Origin of the sequence: Kitasatospora sp. NPDC088779, assembly GCF_040685395.1 — a bacterium.
Classification (GTDB): domain Bacteria; phylum Actinomycetota; class Actinomycetes; order Streptomycetales; family Streptomycetaceae; genus Kitasatospora.
On record NZ_JBFBHW010000045.1, the window covers coordinates 42,635 to 62,077 of the forward strand.

Annotated in this window: 13 protein-coding genes; 8 read left to right on the forward strand and 5 right to left on the reverse strand. The window is 73.9% G+C overall.

The annotated features are described in order from the left end of the window. Positions 1 to 33 precede the first annotated feature (33 nt). Positions 34 to 978, forward strand: coding sequence for a bifunctional riboflavin kinase/FAD synthetase (locus AB0P03_RS31420; protein ID WP_363586521.1), 945 nt, complete (start codon positions 34 to 36; stop codon positions 976 to 978). A gap of 55 nt (positions 979 to 1,033) precedes the next feature. Here AB0P03_RS31420 and AB0P03_RS31425 read toward each other — a convergent pair whose 3' ends face one another. From AB0P03_RS31425 to eccE, 3 genes are all read right to left on the reverse strand, one after another. After that, a complete protein-coding gene (locus AB0P03_RS31425) occupies positions 1,034 to 3,175 on the reverse strand; it encodes a MinD/ParA family protein (RefSeq protein ID WP_363632060.1) in 2,142 nt (713 codons plus the stop codon). A 129-nt stretch (positions 3,176 to 3,304) separates the two neighbouring features. After that, positions 3,305 to 4,072 carry a hypothetical protein gene (locus AB0P03_RS31430; RefSeq protein WP_363586523.1) on the reverse strand — a complete coding sequence of 256 codons (768 nt, stop codon included), beginning with the start codon at positions 4,070 to 4,072 and terminating at the stop codon, positions 3,305 to 3,307. Further along, positions 4,072 to 5,502 (reverse strand): type VII secretion protein EccE, encoded by a 1,431-nt coding sequence (gene eccE / locus AB0P03_RS31435; RefSeq protein WP_363632062.1) that lies wholly within the window; start codon positions 5,500 to 5,502, stop codon positions 4,072 to 4,074. Before eccE ends, AB0P03_RS31430 begins: the two co-directional genes overlap by 1 nt. A gap of 185 nt (positions 5,503 to 5,687) precedes the next feature. On the opposite strand from eccE, the gene AB0P03_RS31440 reads away from it, so the two are divergent. The 6 genes from AB0P03_RS31440 (at position 5,688) to AB0P03_RS31465 (ending at position 11,644) form a co-directional block, all read left to right on the forward strand. Next, positions 5,688 to 7,421, forward strand: a complete 1,734-nt coding sequence (locus AB0P03_RS31440) for a type VII secretion protein EccB (RefSeq protein WP_363632063.1) — start codon at positions 5,688 to 5,690, stop codon at positions 7,419 to 7,421. Positions 7,422 to 7,602: 181 nt separating this feature from the next. Beyond that, positions 7,603 to 7,908, forward strand: a complete 306-nt coding sequence (locus AB0P03_RS31445; protein ID WP_350885676.1) for a WXG100 family type VII secretion target — start codon at positions 7,603 to 7,605, stop codon at positions 7,906 to 7,908. A gap of 102 nt (positions 7,909 to 8,010) precedes the next feature. Beyond that, positions 8,011 to 8,307, forward strand: a complete 297-nt coding sequence (locus AB0P03_RS31450; RefSeq protein ID WP_363586526.1) for a WXG100 family type VII secretion target — start codon at positions 8,011 to 8,013, stop codon at positions 8,305 to 8,307. 100 nt (positions 8,308 to 8,407) lie between these two features. Next, positions 8,408 to 9,640 carry a type VII secretion-associated serine protease mycosin gene (mycP, locus tag AB0P03_RS31455; protein ID WP_363632065.1) on the forward strand — a complete coding sequence of 411 codons (1,233 nt, stop codon included), beginning with the start codon at positions 8,408 to 8,410 and terminating at the stop codon, positions 9,638 to 9,640. A 130-nt stretch (positions 9,641 to 9,770) separates the two neighbouring features. After that, positions 9,771 to 10,313 (forward strand): SigE family RNA polymerase sigma factor, encoded by a 543-nt coding sequence (locus AB0P03_RS31460; RefSeq protein WP_350885682.1) that lies wholly within the window; start codon positions 9,771 to 9,773, stop codon positions 10,311 to 10,313. A 92-nt stretch (positions 10,314 to 10,405) separates the two neighbouring features. Continuing rightward, positions 10,406 to 11,644 (forward strand): hypothetical protein, encoded by a 1,239-nt coding sequence (locus tag AB0P03_RS31465; protein WP_363632067.1) that lies wholly within the window; start codon positions 10,406 to 10,408, stop codon positions 11,642 to 11,644. A 70-nt stretch (positions 11,645 to 11,714) separates the two neighbouring features. Here the strand turns inward: AB0P03_RS31465 and AB0P03_RS31470 are convergent, their stop codons facing one another. Together AB0P03_RS31470 and eccCa are read right to left on the reverse strand one after the other, a co-directional pair. Further along, the gene (locus AB0P03_RS31470) at positions 11,715 to 13,127 is read right to left on the reverse strand and encodes an APC family permease (protein ID WP_363632068.1); all 1,413 of its coding nucleotides are present in this window, start codon (positions 13,125 to 13,127) and stop codon (positions 11,715 to 11,717) included. Positions 13,128 to 13,609: 482 nt separating this feature from the next. Next, complete coding sequence (gene eccCa / locus AB0P03_RS31475) at positions 13,610 to 17,554, reverse strand: type VII secretion protein EccCa (RefSeq protein ID WP_363632070.1); 3,945 nt, start codon at positions 17,552 to 17,554, stop codon at positions 13,610 to 13,612. Between the two features lie 358 nt (positions 17,555 to 17,912). Here eccCa and eccD point away from each other — a divergent pair, with 358 nt between their 5' ends. After that, entirely contained in the window at positions 17,913 to 19,370 is a 1,458-nt protein-coding gene (gene eccD, locus AB0P03_RS31480; RefSeq protein WP_363586533.1) for a type VII secretion integral membrane protein EccD, read from the forward strand. Positions 19,371 to 19,443 lie beyond the last annotated feature (73 nt).

Consider the following 19,443-nt stretch of genomic DNA (forward strand, 5'->3'; position numbering starts at 1 on the left):
GGTACGCGCCGTACGGAACAAGGAGCGGTCAGGGTGCAGCGCTGGCGTGGCCTGGAGGAGATCCCCGCTGACTGGGGACGCAGCGTCGTCACCATCGGCTCGTTCGACGGGGTGCACCGCGGGCATCAGCTGATCATCGGTCGGGCGGTCGAGCGGGCCCGCGAACTCGGCCTCCCCGCGGTGGTGGTGACCTTCGACCCGCACCCGCGCGAGGTCATCCGCCCGGGCAGCCACCCGCCGCTGCTCGCCCCGCAGGCGCGCCGCGCCGAGCTGATCGCGGGCCTCGGCGTGGACGCGGTGCTGGTGCTGCCGTTCACCCCGGAGCTGTCCCAGGAGTCGCCGGAGACCTTCGTCCAGCAGGTCCTGGTCGACGCCCTGCACGCCCGGGCCGTCATCGAGGGCCCCAACTTCCGCTTCGGGCACCGGGCCGCTGGGGACGTCGCGCTGCTCACCGAGCTGGGCCGCTCGGCCGGCTTCGACGTCGAGGTGGTCGACCTCCAGGTGAGCGGCGCCGCCGGGGCCGGCGAGCCGTTCTCCTCCACCCTGACCCGGCGGCTGGTCGAGACCGGCGACATGGCCGGCGCCGGCGAGGTGCTGGGCCGCCCGCACCGGGTCGAGGGCGTGGTGGTGCGCGGCGCGCAGCGCGGCCGCGAGCTCGGCTACCCCACCGCCAACGTCGAGACCGTGCCGCACAGCGCGATCCCGGCCGACGGCGTGTACGCGGGCTGGCTGACCGCCGACGGCGAGCGCATGCCCGCCGCCATCTCGGTCGGCACCAACCCGACCTTCGACGGCACCGCCCGCACCGTCGAGGCGTACGCCATCGACCGGGTCGGCCTGGACCTGTACGGGCTGCACGTGGCCGTGGACTTCCTGGCCTACCTGCGCGGGATGGAGAAGTTCGACTCCATCGACGCGCTGCTCGACCGGATGGCCGACGACGTCAAGCAGGCCCGCGAGCTGACCGACGGCGTCTGAGCACTGCCGCAGCACGGGGAAGGGCCCGCCGACCTGGTCGGCGGGCCCTTCGGCGTCACTGCGGGGGCTGCGGCGGGTGGCCGTAGCCGGGCGGCGGCTGGTAGCCGTCCGGCGGGGACGGCGGGGCGGGCTGCGGCGGCTGGCCCTGGGCGGGCGGGTAGCCGTAGCCCGGGCCCGGCTGCGGGGCCTGCTGCTGCTGGGCGCCCGGTTGCGGCCAGGCCGTGGGGGCGGGCGGCTGCGGCGGGTAGCCGTAGCCGGGGGGCGGCGGCGGGGCCTGGCCGGGCTGCGGCGCCCACGGCGCCCCGGGGGCGGGCTGAGCGGCCTGACCGGCCTGACCCGGATACGGCTGTGGCTGCGGCGGGTACGGCGTGGCCTGCGCCTGCTGCTGCCACCCGGACTGCTGGGCGGCGGCCTGCTGGGCCCGGACGATGTCCTCGCCGACCAGGGTGGCCAGCTCGAAGTAGGCCTCGCGGACCTTGGGCCGCATCATGTCGAGGTTGACCTCGGCGCCGGCCGCCAGGCTCTCGTCGAACGGCACCACGATCACCCCGCGGCAGCGGGTCTGGAAGTGCGCGACGATGTCCTCGACCTTGATCAGCTTGCTGGTCTCGCGCACCCCGGAGACCACCGTGATGCTGCGCTGCACCAGGTCCGCGTAGCCGTGCGCGGAGAGCCAGTCCAGGGTGGTCGAGGCACTGGAGGCGCCGTCCACGCTGGGGGTGGAGACGATGATCAGCTGGTCGGCGAGGTCCAGCACCCCGCGCATCGCGCTGTACAGCAGGCCGGTGCCGGAGTCGGTCAGGATGATCGGGTACTGGCGGCCCAGCACGTCGATGACCTGGCGGTAGTCCGAGTCGTTGAACGTGGTCGAGACCGCCGGGTCGACGTCGTTCGCCAGGATCTCCAGGCCCGAGTTGAGGTCCTGCGAGGTGAACTGACGGATGTCCATGTAGCTGCGCAGGTGCGGGATGGCCGTCACCAGGTCGCGGATGGTCGCGCCGGTCTGGCGCTTGACCCGGCGGCCCAGGGTGCCGGCGTCCGGGTTGGCGTCGATCGCGATCACCTTGTCCTGGCGCTCGCTGGCCAGGGTCGCGCCGAGCGCGGTGGTGGTCGTGGTCTTGCCGACCCCGCCCTTGAGGCTGATCACGGCGATCCGGTAGCAGCTCAGCACCGGGGTGCGGATGATCTCCAGCTTGCGCGACTTCTCGGCGGCTGCCGCCTTGCCGCCGAACTGGAACCGCGGCTGCTGGCGCTGCTGCTTGGGCTGGCTGCGCAGCAGCCGGTCCGAGGACAGCTCGACCGCGGCGGTGTAGCCGAGTGGCGCACCGTGCGCCACGGGCGGCTGCGGGGCGGCGGAATGCGGGAACGCGACCGGCGGCGGTGCGACGGCGCTCTGCGGCGGCCACGGCTGCACCCCGCCGGACTGCTCGTGCGGCGAGCCCGGCAGCAACGGCTGGTACTCGTGCGGCTGGGGCTGGGCCGACTGCGGGTAGGCGGGGGGCTGCGGCCAGCCGCCCTGGCGCGGATCCACCGGCGCGGGCTGCGGGGCCGGCTGCTGCGGCTGTGCGGGCGGCGGCTGTGCGGCGGCCTGCTGGGCGGCCCACGCGGCGGCGGACTGCGCGTCCTGCGGCGGCAGCGGCTGCTGCGGGGGCAGGTGCTGCGCGGGCGGCTGCGGGTACGGCTGCGGGTACGTCTGCGGCGGGACCGGCTGGGCGGGCTGCGCCGGCGGCGCGGCCGAGACCGGGGCCGGGTACGGCGGCTGCGGGGCCGGGGCGGGCTGCGGCTGCGCCGGGACCTCCGCCGGCCAGCCCGGGGCGACGGCCGGTGGCTGTTCGAACGCGGGGGCGGGGGCCTGGGCAGGGGCGGACGCCGGGAACGGGACGTGCTGCGCCTCGGCCTGGACGGGCTGTGCGGGCGGCACGGGCGGCACGGGTACGGGCTGCGCGGGCACGGGCGCCTGAGCCGGCGTCGGGGCCTGGGCGGGCACCGGCGCCGGAGCGGCGGCCTGCGGAGCCTGCGCCGCCGTCGGAGCCTGCAGGACCGGGGCCGGGGCCGTCGGAGCCTGCACCGCCGGGGCCGCCGAGGCGTCCGTCTGCACGTACCAGGACGGGGGAGTGTAGTCGGGCGCGTCGGACCAGTCGTCGTCGTCCTCTGCCGCGTTGTCGCCGACGTAGACGCCGTCCCGATCGCTGCTCACTAGGGCTCCCTCGTGTTCGCCGCCGCTTGTTCAGCGGTGCCGTTGCCGCATCAAAGACTAGGCCGTGCGGCAACCCCCGTTGAAGGCGGCGTCGGATCCGGAGCGGCCCCCCGGGCCCGGCGCCGCCGCTCAGTCCATCCGGCGCGGACCGCCGAGAACCTGCTGCTCGGCCTGCCCGGCCACGGCCCGCACGTACTGGCGCCGCATCCGGGTGGCCCACAGCGTGAGGTCGTCGCCGAGGGTGGGCAGCGCGGCGACGTCCTCCGGCGGGAGCGACAGCACCCGGCCGGTCAGCTCCGCCTCCTGCGGGGAGACCCGCTGCACGCCCACCAGGTCGGCCGCGTTGAGCACCCGGGCCGCGTTCGGGCCCAGGTACGGCAGCAGGGTCAGGGTGGTCTGCCAGGGCGCGGCGGAGAGCCGGCTGCGCGGCGGGCGGGCGCCGAGGTCGCGCACCACCAGGACCGGCGAGGCCACCGAGGCGCCCTGCGGGCCGAGTCGGCCGACCTGGTGGACCGTCACGCACGGCTGCCCGCCGCCCGCGGCCTGCGCCAGCGGGCCCCACAGCTGCCCGCGCGCGGTCTCCACCGCGACCCGGGCGCCGATCGCGGCCGCCCGCAGCGCGATGACCTGCGCCGTCCACACGCCGCCGACCAGCACCAGGTCGTACGCGCTGGGCCGGAACAGGCCGAGCACTGCGGGCAGCCCCTGCGGGTCGACGCCGATCACCACGCCGTCGTCGCCGACCGGGAAGGCCAGCGCCCCGAGGTCCGCGGCGTCGAGCACGTGCTTCTCCCGGCGCGGGCCGCGCAGCCCGAAGCCGGGCAGGATCCGGGACCGCGCCCGGGGCCGTTCGGCGCCGTGCTGCGGGCCGGGGGCCGGATAGGTCTGGTACGCCATCAGGACGCTCCTCCCAGCGGCAGGGTGGCGAGCACCCCGGGGGCCTGCTCCAGGTCGAGCCGGACCAGGCCGAGTCCGGCGCCCTGCGCCCGCGCCTCCACCTGGCGGCCGACCTGCGTCACCTCGCTCTCGCTGCGCCCGGTCACCCGCAGGTGCCCGCTGACGGTCACCGAGCCGCCGGTGCCGCGCCCGGCGGTCAGGCTGAAGGTGCTGGCCAGCGCGGGGGAGCCGGTGACCAGGTTGACCAGGTCGGGTGCGGCGATCCGGCCGGGCGAGCCGCCGGGGCGGCTGAGCTGCGGCCAGCGGGAGATCCAGTAGGTGCTGTGCCAGCGGTCGTCGATCCGCCAGAACCGGCTGCCCTCCTGGGTGCGGCGGGTGGTGCCGCCGCCGCTGCCGGTGCCCTGGCGCCCGGCCACCGCGAGCGGGTTGGCGCAGGTGGAGATGGCCAGCGCGGCGATCAGCTCGCGCTCGTCCAGCACGGTCGCCTTGAACCCGGCGCTGTTGAGCCGCCCGGCCAGCTGGTCGGTCACCCGTTGCAGCGCCTTGCGGGCGCCCTCCTCGCCGCCGCCGCGGGCCCGGACGGCGGCCGCGGCGCGCTCCGGGTCGAGCTTGAGCGCCACCCAGGTCAGCCGCAGCCCGGGGGTGGCGGTGCCGTCCGGCAGCTCCCGGTAGGCGCGGGCGGCCAGCGACTGCTCGGGCAGGTGCGGGGCCGGGGCCGGCTGGGTGTGCTGGACGAGCTGCACCGACTCCAGGGTGATGTCGTCGACCTGGAGCGCCGAGCAGATCACGTCCAGGGGCAGCGGCAGCGCGGTGCGCACCGGGCGCAGCGGCTGGTCCTTGGCCTGGACGAGCAGGACCGAGCTGAGGAAGGTGCCGTCGCCGACCATGCCGGTCTCCCGGCGGACCGGGCGGCCGCCCAGGTCGGCCTCGGTGGCGTGGGTGCAGGTGCGCAGCGCCGGTTCGAGTTCCAGGGCGGGGGCCAGTGCCGGGTCGGTGCCGGCCGGCGGCAGCGTGCCGCGGGCCTGCTGGCGGCGGGACTTGAGGGCGGCGCGCACTCGTAGCACTTCGGGGATGGTCCGGCCGCGCAGCGGGATCACGGCGAGCACCACCAGGACCAGCGCGACCGCGCCGAAGCCGGCGGCGACCGGCCGGCTGATCGTCCAGCCCACCGCGACCAGCGCGGCCGCGACCTCGACCAGGACGAGCTGTTGGAGTCTCAGCCGCCCGCCGAGCAGCCCGGGCCGGGGGTTGATCCGGAGCAGGACGGGCCCGCGACCGCCTTCGTCACGGCCGCTGCTCTCGCCGACGGGCGGCAGTGGCTGCCCGGGCGCGGTCCCGGGCGCGGGGCCGCCGCGCTGCGCCCGACCGGAGCGGCGCGACCTCCCGCCCGTTGCCGGTCCGCGGCGTCCTGGAGCGGTCTGGCTTGGCATCCCCCGGGTGACCCTCTCTGATCAGTTGCCGCGGCCCGGCTGGCCGGTGCGCGGACCGTACCCGTACCGTACTCACCGTCTGCTGCCGCATCGTAGAGGGTTCGTACGGGTTCCCGCCCGGCGGGTGCGGGGGGGGGGGGCGGTGCAGGCCGGTCCGACAGTGTCTGACGAGGGGGACGACGAGGATGGCATCGCGCCGGGACGAGCTGAACGCGTACACCTTCGCCCGCAAGCGCACGGTGGGGGCGTTCCTGCTGCCCGGTGGCGGCGGCAGCGACGAGGACGCGCCGCGCCCGGTGAAGGCGGTGCTGCCGAGCGTGCTGGCGGGGGCGGTGATCGTCGCCGGGTTCGGGCTGTGGGGGGTGTTCAAGCCGAGCGCGCCGCTGCACTGGGACGACGGCAAGAACGTCGTCCAGGGCAAGAAGTCGACCACCCGGTACGTGGTGCTGACCGACCCGGACGGCCGGACCAGGCGGCTGCACCAGGTGCTCAACATGTCCTCGGCGCGGCTGGTGCTGCCGGCCGACGCCAAGGTGGTGGTGGTCGACGACGGGGTGCTCGACAGCTACCCCAACCACGGCCCGACGATCGGCATCCCGTACGCGCCGGACAAGCTGCCGACGAGGGACAACGCGGACAAGCCGATGAAGTGGTCGGTCTGCGACCGCCCGGGCTCGGACGACAAGCAGGAGACCGTCAACCAGGCGGTGTTCGTGGCGGCCGGCCCGGACGCGGCGGCGCTGGCGGGCAAGGACCGGATGCTCGGCCAGGACCAGCTGCTGCTGGTGCAGCAGGCGGACGAGCAGCAGGTATCCGCGCAGCCGGCGCCGGGCCAGCCCGCGGCCAGGCCGGGTGACGCGAAGGTGTTCCTGGTCGACGCGCAGGGCCGCAAGCACGGCATCGGCTCGCCGCAGGCGGACGACAAGGAGCGCAAGTCGCTGATCACCGCGGTCTTCGGGCCCAACGCGGTGCCGCAGCGCGTCAAGCGCGAGTGGCTGGACACCCTGGTGACCGGCAGCCCGATCACCTTCCCGAAGGTCGACGGGGTGGCGGACAGCCCGAACCCCAACTCCTCGGTGGAGCTGGGCAACCAGGCCGACCGCCGGATCGGCCGGCTGGTGCACTACCAGGACCGGCACTACGTGGTCGGCAAGGACCGGCTCTACCTGGTGACGCCGTTCCAGGCGGAGCTGATCCGGCAGAACCCGGACTACCAGGACCTCTACAAGTACGACGGCGACAAGCGGCCGCGCAGCGACGAGATGACCCCGGCCGACCACGCCAAGCTCGGCAACGACGTCCGGCTGCCGAGCACCGGGGACGACTGGCCGCTGAAGTCCGGTGCGCCGGCCAACAACTGGCAGGACCGGCAGGACGCGCGCCTGGTCGTGTGCAGCACCTTCGACGGCGTCGCCGAGGACGGCCGCACGCCCCGGCGCAGCGTCTGGGCCGGGACGTCCTACCCGGCGCCGTACAACAACGGCGCGGGCGCCGCGTACGTGACGCCCGGGCACGGCCTCTTCTACCGCGCGCTGGACAACGCGGCGGGCGGTTCCGGCACCGACTTCCTGATCACCGAGACCGGTCTGCGTTACTCGGTGCCGGCCAACGGCGACGGTGGTCGCGGCGCCACCACCCCGCCCGGCGCGCAGCCGGGCCAGAGTGCGCAGCCGGGTGCGGGCGGACAGCCGGGCCAGGGCGCGCAGCCGGGCCAGGGCGGCGCCCCGAAGACGCCCACCCCGCAGCCGGGCGCCACCACGCCGGACCAGCAGCCGCCGCAGGACGAATCGGGCGCCAACCAGGCCCGGTTGGGCTACAAGGAGCTCCAGCCGCTCCCGGTGCCGCACGAGTGGTCGGACCTCGTTCCGGCCGGCCCGCCGCTGACGGCGAAGAGCGCCGCCCAGCCGCAGAACGCCTGATCGACCAAGCCCGGCAACGGAATTGGCCTCAGTGTCATGGTCTGGTAACTGCGCCGAGTTCGGTGTTGGGTGAGCTGCGTGTGCCGACTACAGTGCTCCTGGACATCACTAGGGTGATGGGACGGTCGGGCCGCGCTGCCCTCCGTACACGCAATGTCTGTCTCATGGGGGATGGTGGAGCATGGCTCAGGGTCAGTTCACGATGACGGCTCAGGAGATGCTGGCTTTCGCCAAGCGGATCGAGGACGCGATCGGGAAGATCGAGGCTGAGCGGCAGAAGCTCATCAGCACGGTCGATGGCATCACCGGCGGCTGGCAGGGCCAGGCGGCGAACGCCTACAAGGCCTTGCAGGACCAGGTCAACACCGACATCGCGAAGCTGAAGGAGTCGCTCACCGCGATCCAGCACGCGATCGAGCTGACCACCAAGCACTACGCGAGCACCGAGGAAGAGCAGAAGGCGCTGTTCTCCAACGCCCAGGGCTGATCAGCCGCACCGCGCTGATCACCGTTCTGTTCCGACCTTCCGCTCGGTGGGGCGCCCGCGGCTGAGCGCGGGGTGCTCCGCATCCTCGTCAAGGGAGACATCGTGTCCGACCACATCCTCGTCAACTTCGAGACCGTCCACCACGCGGCCGAGGAAGTGCGCGCCTCGGCCGGTCGCATCGACCACCTGCTGAACGACCTCAAGGGCGACGTCAACCGCATCGCGTCCAGCTGGCAGGGCGCGGCCCAGCAGGGCTACCAGGCCCACCAGACCCAGTGGGACGCGCGCGCCGCCGACCTGCAGAAGGTCTGCACGCAGATCGCCTCCTCGCTGGACGGCGCCGCGCAGAGTTACCGGACGACCGAGAACAACAACGCCAAGCTGTGGGGGAACAGCTGACCACGCGTTCCCCAGCGGGAACGTGAGGGGGCGGGTGCTCGGACTCCGGGTACCCGCCCTTCGGCGCGCGGCACGGGTGGACGACATGAGGGGTGGCAGGGTGTCCGGACGCGGGTACCGGAAGGCGGCCGCGGCACTGGCCGCGCTCGCCGTGCTGGGCGGCCCGCTCGCCGCCCCGGCGCACGCGGACAGCGGACCAGGGCTGGCCGCCGCGGGCGACTGCCCGAAGAACGCGCCCGACGTGCCGACCGTGCCGTGGTCGCTGCAGCGCCTGCTGCTGGACGAGCTGTGGCAGGGCGGTCGGACCACCGGCGCGGGGGTGACCGTCGCGGTCATCGACACCGGCGTGGACGACCAGAACCCGCAGCTGGCGGGCAAGGTCCTGGAGGGCTCCAACCTGGTGGTGAACCGGGAGACCAAGGAGAAGGTCCCGGGCAGCTCCAAGGAGGACCCGGTCGGCCACGGCACCAAGGTGGCCGGCATCATCGCCGCCCGCCGTTACGACCGGACGGGCTTCGTCGGGCTCGCCCCCGACGCCACCGTCCTGTCGATCCGCCAGAACGACAGCGACGGCAACGGCGACGTCTCCACCCTGGTCCAGGCCGTCAACGAGGCGGTCAGGGCCAAGGCCAAGGTCATCAACATCTCCCAGGACGTCCGCGGTGCCGGCGCCGCCGGCTTCGGCGGGTACCAGGAGCTGAAGGCCGCCGTCCAGGCCGCCGAGGACAGCGGCGTCGTGGTGGTCGCCTCCACCGGCAACGACGGCAAGGAGGGCGACACCTACCCCGGCGCGTTCCCGACCGTGCTCGCCGTCGGCGCCTCCGACCGCAACAACGAGCGCGCCCCGTTCTCCCAGTACGGCTCCTTCGTGAAGGTCGCCGCACCCGGCGTCGACATGCTCTCCACCGTCCCCAGGGGCGGCCAGTGCGTCGACAACGGCACCAGCTTCTCCGCCCCGTACGTGTCCGGGCTCGTCGCGCTGCTGGTCGGCGCCCACCCGAACTGGAAGCCGGCCCAGGTGCGGGCCTGGATCGAGCAGACCGCACAGCGCACCCAGCGCGATCCGGACCGGTTCATCGGCTGGGGCGTGGTCGACCCGGTCAGGGCCGTCACCAAGGCCCCCGAGAGCGCGCCGTTCACCGCCACCCCGGACGCCCCCGTCCAGCTGGCCGCCGCCCCGATCGTGCCCCGGCCGGTCGGCCTCGGCGAGACCCAGGCCGACCGCGACGGCCGCACCGCGACGTACGTCCTCGGCATCGGGGCGCTGCTGGTCGCGCTGCTCATCGGCGGCGGCGTCGTCCTGCGCGACCTCCGCCGCAGGTCCGCCGACTGATCCGTGTGCGCAGCACCCGCCCGGTGCCCGGGGAGTGCGCGGAAGAATCCTCCGGAACGGCTGTAACGTCGTGGGCCGCTCACCGCATCCAAGAAGTGTCGGGGAGCGCGGACACGGGGGAGCGGCGGGCATGGGGTGGATCGGGGCGGGCCGGGAGGCCGAGGACGCAGAGTTCCTGGAGCTGGTGTCCGGCCGCACCGGCCACCTGTACCGCTCGGCCTGCCTGCTGACCAGCGGCGACACCCACTACGCCGAGGACCTCGTCCAGGAGGCCCTCAGCCGGATGTACGTGCTCTGGCGGCGCAGCGCCTGGACCGGCGGCCGGAACCGGATCGACAACCCGGCCGCCTACACCCACACGGTGATGGTGCGCACCTTCCTCGCCCAGCAGCGCCGCCGCTCCAGCACCGAGCGCCCCATCGGGGCCGTGCCCGAGTCGGAGGCGCGGGAGGCGGACGGCGCGCTGCGGATGACCCTGCTCGACGCCCTCGGCCGGATGCCGCCCAAGGACCGCGCCGTCCTGGTGCTGCGCTACTGGGAGGACCGCAGCGTCGCGGAGACCGCCGAGGTGCTGCGCTCCTCCCCGGGGGCGGTCCGCACCCGCACCACCCGGGCGCTGGCCCGGCTGCGCGGCCTGCTCGGCGACTCGCTGGCCGAGCTCGCCGCCCGCTGACCACTGCTCGTAGTCCGTGACGCAACCCGTGACGCAACCCGTGACGCAATTTCGTGACGCAATTTCGTGATGCAAGGAGACGGTGACCACCCATGTCCGAACCGGACAAGTTCGAGGACGATCTTCTCTACGCCCTCACCCGTACGGGCGAGGGCTTCCGCACCGAGCCGTCCGACCTGCTCGCGGGCGGGTACCAGCGCGGCCGCCGACGCTGGCGCCGCCGCTCGACCGCCGCGGTGGTGGGCGGCGCGGCCGCGCTGGCCCTGGTGGGGACCGGCGCGGTGTACCTCACCGGCTCCTCGCCGCGCCCGAGTGCGGTGCCCGCGGCCGCCCCGAGCACCGCCGGCGGCAGCGGGAGCGGCTCGGCGGCCCCGGTCGCGGCGGCCTCCTCCGCGGAGCCGGGCGAGGTCACCGGCGAGGATGTGCTGGCCACCCTGCGGGGCCTGCTGCCGGGCGGCCGGACCAGCGACGAGAACGCCGGTCAACGCCACGGCGGCACGCTGGTCTTCGACGACGGTCGGGGCAGGGCCGCGATGGCGGTCTCGGTCAACCGGGTCGGGGCCGGCAGCCCGGTCCTGACGGAGAACGGCTGCCCGGACCGGAAGCTCGTCCCGTACGACGCCTGCACCAGCGCGGGCCTGCCGGGCGGCGGCAAGCTGACCCTGTTCCAGGGCTACGAGTACCCGAACAAGCAGGCCGGCACCAAGAGGTGGTCCGCCTGGCTGGGCGGCGCCGACGGCCGCGTGATCGAGCTGACGGAGTGGAACGCCGAGGCGGAGAAGGGCGCACCGGACAGCCGTCGGACGCCGCCGCTGTCGCCGGAGCAGCTGAGGGCGGTCGTCACCGACAAGGCCTGGGACGGGATCATCGCCAAGTTCCCCGAGCCGCGGCCGGAGCCGGGGCCGGACAACGGCAAGGAGTACGGCAAGGACGAGATCCTGGCGATTGTCGCCAAGCTGCTGCCGTCCGGGCTGACCGAGACGGAGACCGGGGGACAGCCTGGCTACGCGAATTTCGTGGTCGACGACGGCAAGGGCAAGTCCATGGTGGAGATCAACGTGCAGGACTGGTCCCGCGACGACAAGACCAAGGAGGAGCTGTTCGGCAGTGCCCGGGCACAGCCGGACGGCACCAGGGTGGTGGTCGGCAAGCGGGGCTCCAACCCGGGCATGTGGACCGTCGACACCCTGCACGCGGACGGCCTGCGGGTGGTGATCAGCGCGTTCAACAGCGGCACCCAGCAGACCCCGGCGATCCGCAGCACCCCGGCGCTGAGCAACGACCAGCTGAAGGCGATCGCCACCGCGCCGGTGTGGAAGCTGAAGAAGTAGCGGTGCGGACGTGGCAGTGCCCCGGGCGAGGGGGAGCCCGGGGCACTGCCGTGTGGGGGAGGGGTGGGGGTCAGGGCTGCTGGTCCTCGGGGAGGCTGATCACCCAGCGGGTGTCCTGGCGGGGGCGCAGGTAGAACAGCCAGTAGAGGGTGGCGGCGGCGGTGATGCCGCCGGTCCACAGCAGGGGCTCGGTGTCCAGCTGGGTCATCACGTAGACGAGGACGGCGATCAGCACCACCGGGACGGCCGGCCACAGCGGCATCCGCCAGGCGGCGGCGTGCTTGTGGTGGGCGCGGCGGGAGAGCAGCGCGGCGATCGCGACCAGCAGGTACATCCCGGTGACGGCGACGCCGGTGATGTTGCTGAGCAGTGCGCCCTTGACGAAGCAGAGCGCGGCGCCGGGCAGGCCGACGGCCAGGGTGGCGACCCACGGGGAGCCGAACCGGCCGAGGGTGCCGAAGGCCTTGTTGACCGGCTCGGGCCAGGCCTTGTCACGGGCGGAGGCGAACAGGACCCGGGAGTTCTGGATGACCATGACGATGCCGGCGTTGATGATCGCCAGCGCGACGCAGAGGCTGATGAAGGTGCCGACCGCGGAGTTGCTCCAGGCGGTGACCATGCCGGAGATGTCGCCGGAGCTCAGGGTCTGGAGGTCGGGGGCGCCCATGGTGATGGCGACGACCGGGACCAGGATGACGGCGGAGGAGATGCCGAGCGTCCACAGCACGGTGCGCGAGACGTTGCGGCGGGGGTTCTCCAGCTCCTCGGAGAGGTAGACGGCGGTGGAGAAGCCCTGGGTGATGAACAGGGCGATGCCGAGCGCGCCGACGATGGCGCCGATGCTCACCGTGGTGGTGGCGCCGCCGTCCCCGGTGACCACGCCGTGCAGCAGGCTGGGGGCGTCGCCGTTGGCGTGGGAGAACCCGAGCACCGAGACGACGCCGGCCGCGATGACCTCCAGCACCAGGAAGACGCCGGTGATCCAGGCGTTGGCGCGCAGGTCGAGCAGGCCGGCCAGGGTGGCGGCGAGCATCACGGCGGCGCCGGTCATGGCCTTGTCGAGGTGCAGCACGGGGGCGAGGTAGTCGGCGGTGCCGAGGGCGATGACCGAGGGGACGATCATCACGACGATCAGCGAGAGCACGAAGACCAGCCAGCCGGCCAGCCGCCCGGCGAGGGTGCCGACCATCGCGTACTCGCCGCCGGCGCTGGGGATCAGGGTGCCGAGCTCGGAGTAGCAGAACGCGACGGCGACGCACAGCACGGTGCCGATGGCGATGGCCAGGGCGGTGGCGCTGCCGATGCTGGAGAACAGCTCCGGGACGATCACGAAGAGCGTGGAGGCCGGGGTGACGCAGGACAGTGTGAGCAGGGTGCCGCCCACCACGCCGATCGAGCGCTTGAGTTGCTGGGGCGCGGCGGCGGCGGCGGTGTCGGCCGTCGCGGGGGTCGCGGCGCGTGGCGGGCGAAGCGTGTCGGTCATGTGGCTTCCGATCGGCTCTGTGCGGTCCTGTGGGTGGGAGCGGTATCGCCTCCGCTGGCTGTCTGCTCGGGGTTCTGGTGGGGTCGCTCCTGGGTCGCAATGGAACCTGGGCGTATTGATTGCGTCAATGGCCGAAATGCTTCGGAATCCGTTGCGCGGAAGGGCATAGACATGCGATCCGATGATCACGTACGGTCATTGCGAGCTTTGCCCGACTTGTTACCTCTGCCACATTGCAACTGAATCCAAGGTGAACAGAGTGTTGCAAGCCACCTTTCAAAGGTGTCCGTGGAGTCGGACGGCGATACGCCCAGGCGCCCCCCTGTGCGGCCGCAACCCCCGGGCGGGGTGCGGGAACCGCAGCCCCGCGCCGGAAAGATCTAGGTAACGTTTCGACACCTGGGACGCGAAAGGGGCCGGGCTCCCGTGAGCCCGACCCCTCGATCACTGTCCGTAGCCGCCGGCGCGGTGCGCCGGTGCCGTCACACCAGTGGCAGCCAGCCCGTCTGGACCATCTGCCCGCCGGTCGCCCGGCGCGACACGTACACCCCGCGCCCCGGCGGCAGCGGCATCGGCTTGACCGTCCCCAGCAGCGCGCCCTCGTCCCGGTTGCCGGAGAGGATCACGCCCTGCCCGCCCAGCTCGCGCATCCGTTGCAGCACCGGCTCGTACAGCGAGCGGCCGGCGCCGCCCGCGCTGCGGGCCACGATCACCCGCAGGCCGATGTCCCGGGCGAACGGCAGGAACTCCGCCAGCGGCGCCAGCGGGTTGCCCGAGCCCGTCGCGACCAGCTCGTAGTCGTCCACGATCACGAACATGTCCTTGCCGCTGTACCAGCTGCGGTTGCGCAGCTGCTCGGCGGTGACGTCCGGGCCGGGCAGGCGGCGCGCGCAGGCCCCGCGCAGCATGTCCACGATGGCCGCCATGGCCGGCTGCGCGGCCGCGTACTCCACCAGGTACTCCGGCGGCACGGCGCCCAGCAGCGCGCGCCGGTAGTCGCCGACCACGATGCCCGCCTGGTCCGGGGTGTACCGCTCGGTGATCTGCTTGACCAGCATCCGCAGCAGCGCCGACTTCCCCGACTCGGTGTCGCCGAAGACGATGAACAGCGGGTCGGTCTCGAAGTTCACGAAGGCCGGTGCCAGCTCGGCCTCGTCCACGCCGAAGGCGATCCCGCGCTCCGGGCGCTCGAAGCCCTTCGGCAGCGAGTTCCCGTCCAGGACGGCCGGCAGCATCCGCACCTGCGGCGCGCGCGGCCCGGTCCAGGCCCCGTCGACGGCGGCGACCAGGCCGGCCACCCCGTGCTGGAGGTCGTCCACCGCGCAGGAGCCGTCCAGCCGCGGCAGGCCGGACAGGAAGTGCAGCCGCTCCGGGGTGATGCCGCGCCCGGCCAGCGGCGGGACGTTCTGCGCCACCCGGCGGTCCACCTCGGACTCCATCGGGTCGCCGAGCTTCAGCTCGGTCCGGTTCTGCAGCAGGTCCTTCAGCGCCGGGCGCACCTCCGCGTACCGGGCCGCGGTGATGACCAGGTGGACGCCGTAGCCGAGGCCGCGTTGGGCGATGTCGCCGATCACCGGCTCCAGCACCTCGAACTCCTGCTTGAAGGTGTTCCAGCCGTCGATCACCAGGAACACGTCGCCGAACGCCTCGTCCGGCAGCTGCCCGGCCGCCCGGCGGGCCCGGTAGGTGCCGATGGTGTCGATCCCGGCGGCCCGGAACAGCTCCTCGCGCCGGTTCAGCACCCCGTGCACCTCGGAGACCATCCGGCGCACCTTGTCGACGTCCAGGCGCCCGGCCACCCCGCCGACGTGCGGCAGCCCGGCCAGCGACTGGAAGCTGCCCGCGCCGAAGTCCAGCAGGTAGAACTGCACCTCCCGCGGGGTGTGGGTGAGCGCGAACGAGGCCACCGTGGTGCGCACCACCGTCGACTTGCCCGAGCGCGGGCCGCCCACGACCAGGCCGTGGCCGGCCGCCCCCGCGTAGTCGACCTCCAGGACGTCGGTCTTCTGCTCGCGCGGCTTGTCCACGATGCCGATCGGCACCCGCAGCCGGCCCGCCGGGAAGCCGGGCGCGGTCAGCCCGCGCTCCGGCACCACCTGGAGCGGCGGCAGCAGGTGGTCCATGCTCGGCGCCTCCTCCAGCGGCGGCAGCCACACCTGGTGCGCGGCCGGGCCCTGGCCCGTCATCCGCTGCACGAACACGTCCAGCACGGTGTCGACCAGCGCGTCGTCCTGCTCCGGGGCGAGCGGCGCCTCCTCCTCCACCGCCGGCTCCGGCGGCTCCACCCGGGCCGCGGTGAACAGCACCGGGCGGGCGTTCACCCGCCGCCCGCCGGTCGACCGCTGCTGCCCCGGCGCCCGGTAGGGCCCCGAGACGTACGCGGCCTTGAACCGGTCCATCACGTCCTCGCCGAACTTGAGGTACCCGACGCCCGGCACCGGCGGCAGGTGGTAGGCGTCCGGCACCCCGATCGCCGCCCGCGACTCGGCCGCCGAGAAGGTGCGCAGACCGATCCGGTAGGAGAGGTAGGTGTCCAGGCCGCGCAGCTTGCCCTCCTCCAGGCGCTGCGAGGCCAGCAGCAGGTGCACCCCCAGCGACCGGCCGATCCGGCCGATCTGGATGAACATCTCGATGAAGTCCGGCTTGGCGGTGAGGAGTTCGGAGAACTCGTCGATGATCAGCACCAGCGAGGGCAGCGGGTCCAGCGCCGCGCCGGCCGTCCGGGCCCGCTCGTACTCGTGGATGTTGGCGTAGTTGCCCGCCGAGCGCAGCAGCTCCTGGCGGCGGTGCAGTTCGCCCTCGATCGCGTCGCGCATGCGGTCGACCAGGGTGAGTTCGCCCTCCAGGTTGGTGATCACCGCGGAGGTGTGCGGCATGTCCGCCATGCCGGAGAAGGTCGCGCCGCCCTTGAAGTCGGCGAGGACGAAGTTCAGGATCTCCGAGGAGTGCGTCATCGCCAGCGCCAGCACCAGGGTGCGCAGCAGCTCCGACTTGCCGGAGCCGGTCGCGCCCACGCACAGGCCGTGCGGGCCCATGCCCTCCAGCGCGGCCTCCTTGATGTCCAGGTAGACGTGCTCGCCGTTCGCGCCGACCCCGATCGGCACCCGCATCCGCTCGTGCTGGGCGCGCGGGCGCCAGCTGCGCGTCACGTCGAAGGAGCCCGGGTCGCCCGAGTTCATCAGGTCGGTGAAGTCCAGGTTCGACAGCAGCGGCTCGTCGTCCCCGCCGGCCGAGAGCCGGTACGGCGCCAACTGCCGCGCCAGCGCCTCGGACTGCCAGACCGAGAGCAGGTCCGGCGTGCCGGTGTACGTCGCCCCGGAGGCCGAGCGCAGCACCAGCTCCTGCGGGCTCACCGTCACCATCAGGTGCCCGCTCGGCTCGTCCAGGTCGCCCGGCACCACCTCGATGACGGTCACCCCCTGCACGCCCTCGGGGCTCGCCAGCAGCGAGTTCGGCGGCACCCCGGCGCCGTCCATCACCACCACCAGGTGCGGCTGGTCCGGCGCGGGCGCCGCGTCCCGCACGAACCGCTGGCGGCCGGCCAGCTCGTCCTGCAACAGGAACTCCAGCTCGCCCAGGTCGGTGGCGATCAGCCGGCGCGAGCCCGCGCCGTCGGCCTCCTTGCGGTGCTGGTTGTGCGGGAGCCACTTGGTCCACTCCCACTCCTCCGCCGCGCCCGGCGCCGCGGCCACCGCGACCAGCAGGTCGTCCGGCGAGTGCAGGGTGGTCAACTGGGCGATCATCGCGCGCACGTTGCCGTACACCGAGTCCGCGTCCCCGCACACCGTGACGTGGTAGAAGGCGCGCAGCGACACCGCCAGCGGCAGGTCCTGCAAGGTGCCGTGGGCCTTCAGGAAGGAGTGCATCGCGGCCGCCGACAGCGGCTCCAGCTCGTCCATCGGCGCGGTCTGCGGCGCCACCAGCGGCGTCGACAGCTGAACCGGGCCCAGGCCCACCCGGATCTGCGCGAAGTCGCCGTCCCCGGTGCGGCGCTCCCACAGCCGCCGGCCGTCCGCCACGATCGACCACAGCTGGTCCGGCGCCGGGTTCAGGAACAGCAGCGCGCCGCGCTGGCGCTCCGCCGTGCGGCGCACCTGGCGGCGCATCTGCTGCAGGTACTTGAGGTAGTCGCGCCGCTCGTCCGCCATCGCGGTCGAACCGCCCTTGCGGGCCCGCACGATCTGCGCCAGCACCATGCCGACCGTCGAGGCGACCATCAGACCGCCCATGATCTTCATCGGGGCCGCCGCACCCGGCGCGAAGAAGAACACCGCCGAGCCGCCCATGCCGAGCATCGGGAGGATGCTCATCAGCCAGTCCTCGCCGCCCTGCCGGGGCAGTTCGGGCGGGGTCACCAGCTCCACCGGCTCGTCCGGCACCGCCGGCGGATAGGCCCGGCCCGGGCGCTTGACCGTGATCACACCCATGTGTCATCCACCCCGCGGCGTCGATCGATCACTTCGGCATCAGCCCTCACGCAACTGGACTCGTACGGCTCGTACGGGTTTCGCCAGGGCGAGGACGCACCACACGGCGCCGCCCCCCGTACCGCGCGCAGGGGCCGATCCTAACGGTCGCCCCCGCACCGCCCGCCAGGCCCGCGTCCGCACCCCCCGCCGGGGGCCCGGCCCGCACCGGGGCCGGGCACGAACCGAGCGGGTAGGGTAACGCCGCGCCAACTCGCGGCCCGGTCGGGCCGGTTCCACTGCCACACCGAGCGCCGCCGTGCCGCGGCACCGTCAACAAGGGGGAGCGCCCAGTGCGTCGAAGGACCGAGGTGCGGCGATGAGCGACACCACCGCGACCGGCTACTGCCGGGTCACCGTCGTCGCCCCGGACCGCCGGATCGACGTCGCCCTGCCCGAGGACGTCCCGCTCGCGGACGTCTACCCCGAGGTGCTGCGCCTGGCCAACCAGAGCCAGCCCGACGGCGCGCCCACCGGTTTCCACCTGGTGCGCCGCGACGGCACCGTCCTCGACAGCGGCCTGCCGCTCGCCGCCCAGCAGGTCCGCGACGGCGACCTGCTCGCGCTGCGCCCCTTCGCCGAGTCCCTCCCGCCGGCCGTCTACGACGACGTCGCCGACGCGATCGCCAGCGCCGTCGAGACCGACCGCCGACTCTGGAGCGCCGAACTCATGCGGGCCTTCGGCCTGATCGGCGCCGCGCTGCTGCTCGTCCTGCTCGGCTTCGCGCTCTGGTTCGCCGACCTGCGCCACGACATGCACGGCCTGCCCGGCGTCCTGGCCGGCGTCACCGCCGTCGTCCTCACCGCGCTGGCCGGCGTCCGCGCCCGGGTCTACCAGGACGCCCACGCCGCCCTCGCGCTCGGCCTCGGCGCCCTGCCGCACGCCATGATCGGCGGCAGCGGCGTCCTCGCCGTCGCCCACCCGTGGGACGGCCCCGGCCGGCTCCAGTTCCTGGCCGGCTGCGTCGCCGTCCTGGTGGTCGCCGTGCTGCTGGTGGGACTGCTCCCCGAGAAGGACGCGGTGTTCGTCGCCGCCGCCCTGGTCGCCGCCGCCGGCGCGCTCGCCACCTTCGCCGCCGTCCTGCTGCCGGACACCCCCGCCGGGCACATCGCCGCCGTCACCGGCATCACCGCCGTCGCGGCCGTCGGCTTCCTGCCCGGCCTCTCCGCCCGCTTCGCCCGGCTGCCCGTCGGCTTCAGCGCCCCGGGCCAGACCCGCACCCGCAGCCGCGACTACGACGAGGAGGCCGAGCGCGCCGAGGCCGTCCAGTACGAGCGGATCGCCCACCAGGCCCGCCGCGGCCACGAGGTCCTGGTCGGCCTGGTCGGCGGCTGCGCCGCGGTCGTGGTCGGCTCCTGCGCCGTCCTCGGCTTCACCGACCGGACGTTCCCCGAGCTGCTCGCGCTCGCCCTGGGCCTGGCCACGATGCTGCGCGCCCGGCTGTTCCGCTACACCGCGCAGGTCTTCAGCCTCACCATCGCCGGGCTGCTCGGTCTGGCCCTGCTGATCATCGGCCTGTCCCTGCACACCCCGCAGTTCATCCTGCGCGCTGCCAGTTCCGCCGAGGTCGACCTGCGCACCGTCTGGCTGGCCGCCTCCATCGCGTTCGGCGCGGCGCTGCTCGCCGCGATCGCGCTGGTGGTGCCCCGGCTCGGCGTCTCCCCGTTCTGGGGGCGCATCCTGGACCTGGTCGACAGCCTGACCCTGATCTCCCTCGTCCCGCTGGCGCTCGCCGTCCTGGACGTCTACCGGCTGGTCCGCGGCGCCACCAGCTGACCGGCCGGCCCGTGCCGCCCGCCCCGTTCGGCCCGTCCGGCCCGCCGACCGGCCGGGTGGGCGGCACTGGTAC

Coding starts and splice junctions, on each gene's coding strand:
- AB0P03_RS31430 (WP_363586523.1), bottom strand. CDS start 4,072: ATGGCGTACCAGACCTATCCGGCCCCCGGCCCGCAGCACGGCGCCGAA.
- eccE (WP_363632062.1), bottom strand. CDS start 5,502: ATGCCAAGCCAGACCGCTCCAGGACGCCGCGGACCGGCAACGGGCGGG.
- eccD (WP_363586533.1), top strand. CDS start 17,913: ATGAGCGACACCACCGCGACCGGCTACTGCCGGGTCACCGTCGTCGCC.
- AB0P03_RS31470 (WP_363632068.1), bottom strand. CDS start 13,127: ATGACCGACACGCTTCGCCCGCCACGCGCCGCGACCCCCGCGACGGCC.
- AB0P03_RS31460 (WP_350885682.1), top strand. CDS start 9,771: ATGGGGTGGATCGGGGCGGGCCGGGAGGCCGAGGACGCAGAGTTCCTG.
- eccCa (WP_363632070.1), bottom strand. CDS start 17,554: ATGGGTGTGATCACGGTCAAGCGCCCGGGCCGGGCCTATCCGCCGGCG.
- AB0P03_RS31445 (WP_350885676.1), top strand. CDS start 7,603: ATGGCTCAGGGTCAGTTCACGATGACGGCTCAGGAGATGCTGGCTTTC.
- AB0P03_RS31440 (WP_363632063.1), top strand. CDS start 5,688: ATGGCATCGCGCCGGGACGAGCTGAACGCGTACACCTTCGCCCGCAAG.
- AB0P03_RS31465 (WP_363632067.1), top strand. CDS start 10,406: ATGTCCGAACCGGACAAGTTCGAGGACGATCTTCTCTACGCCCTCACC.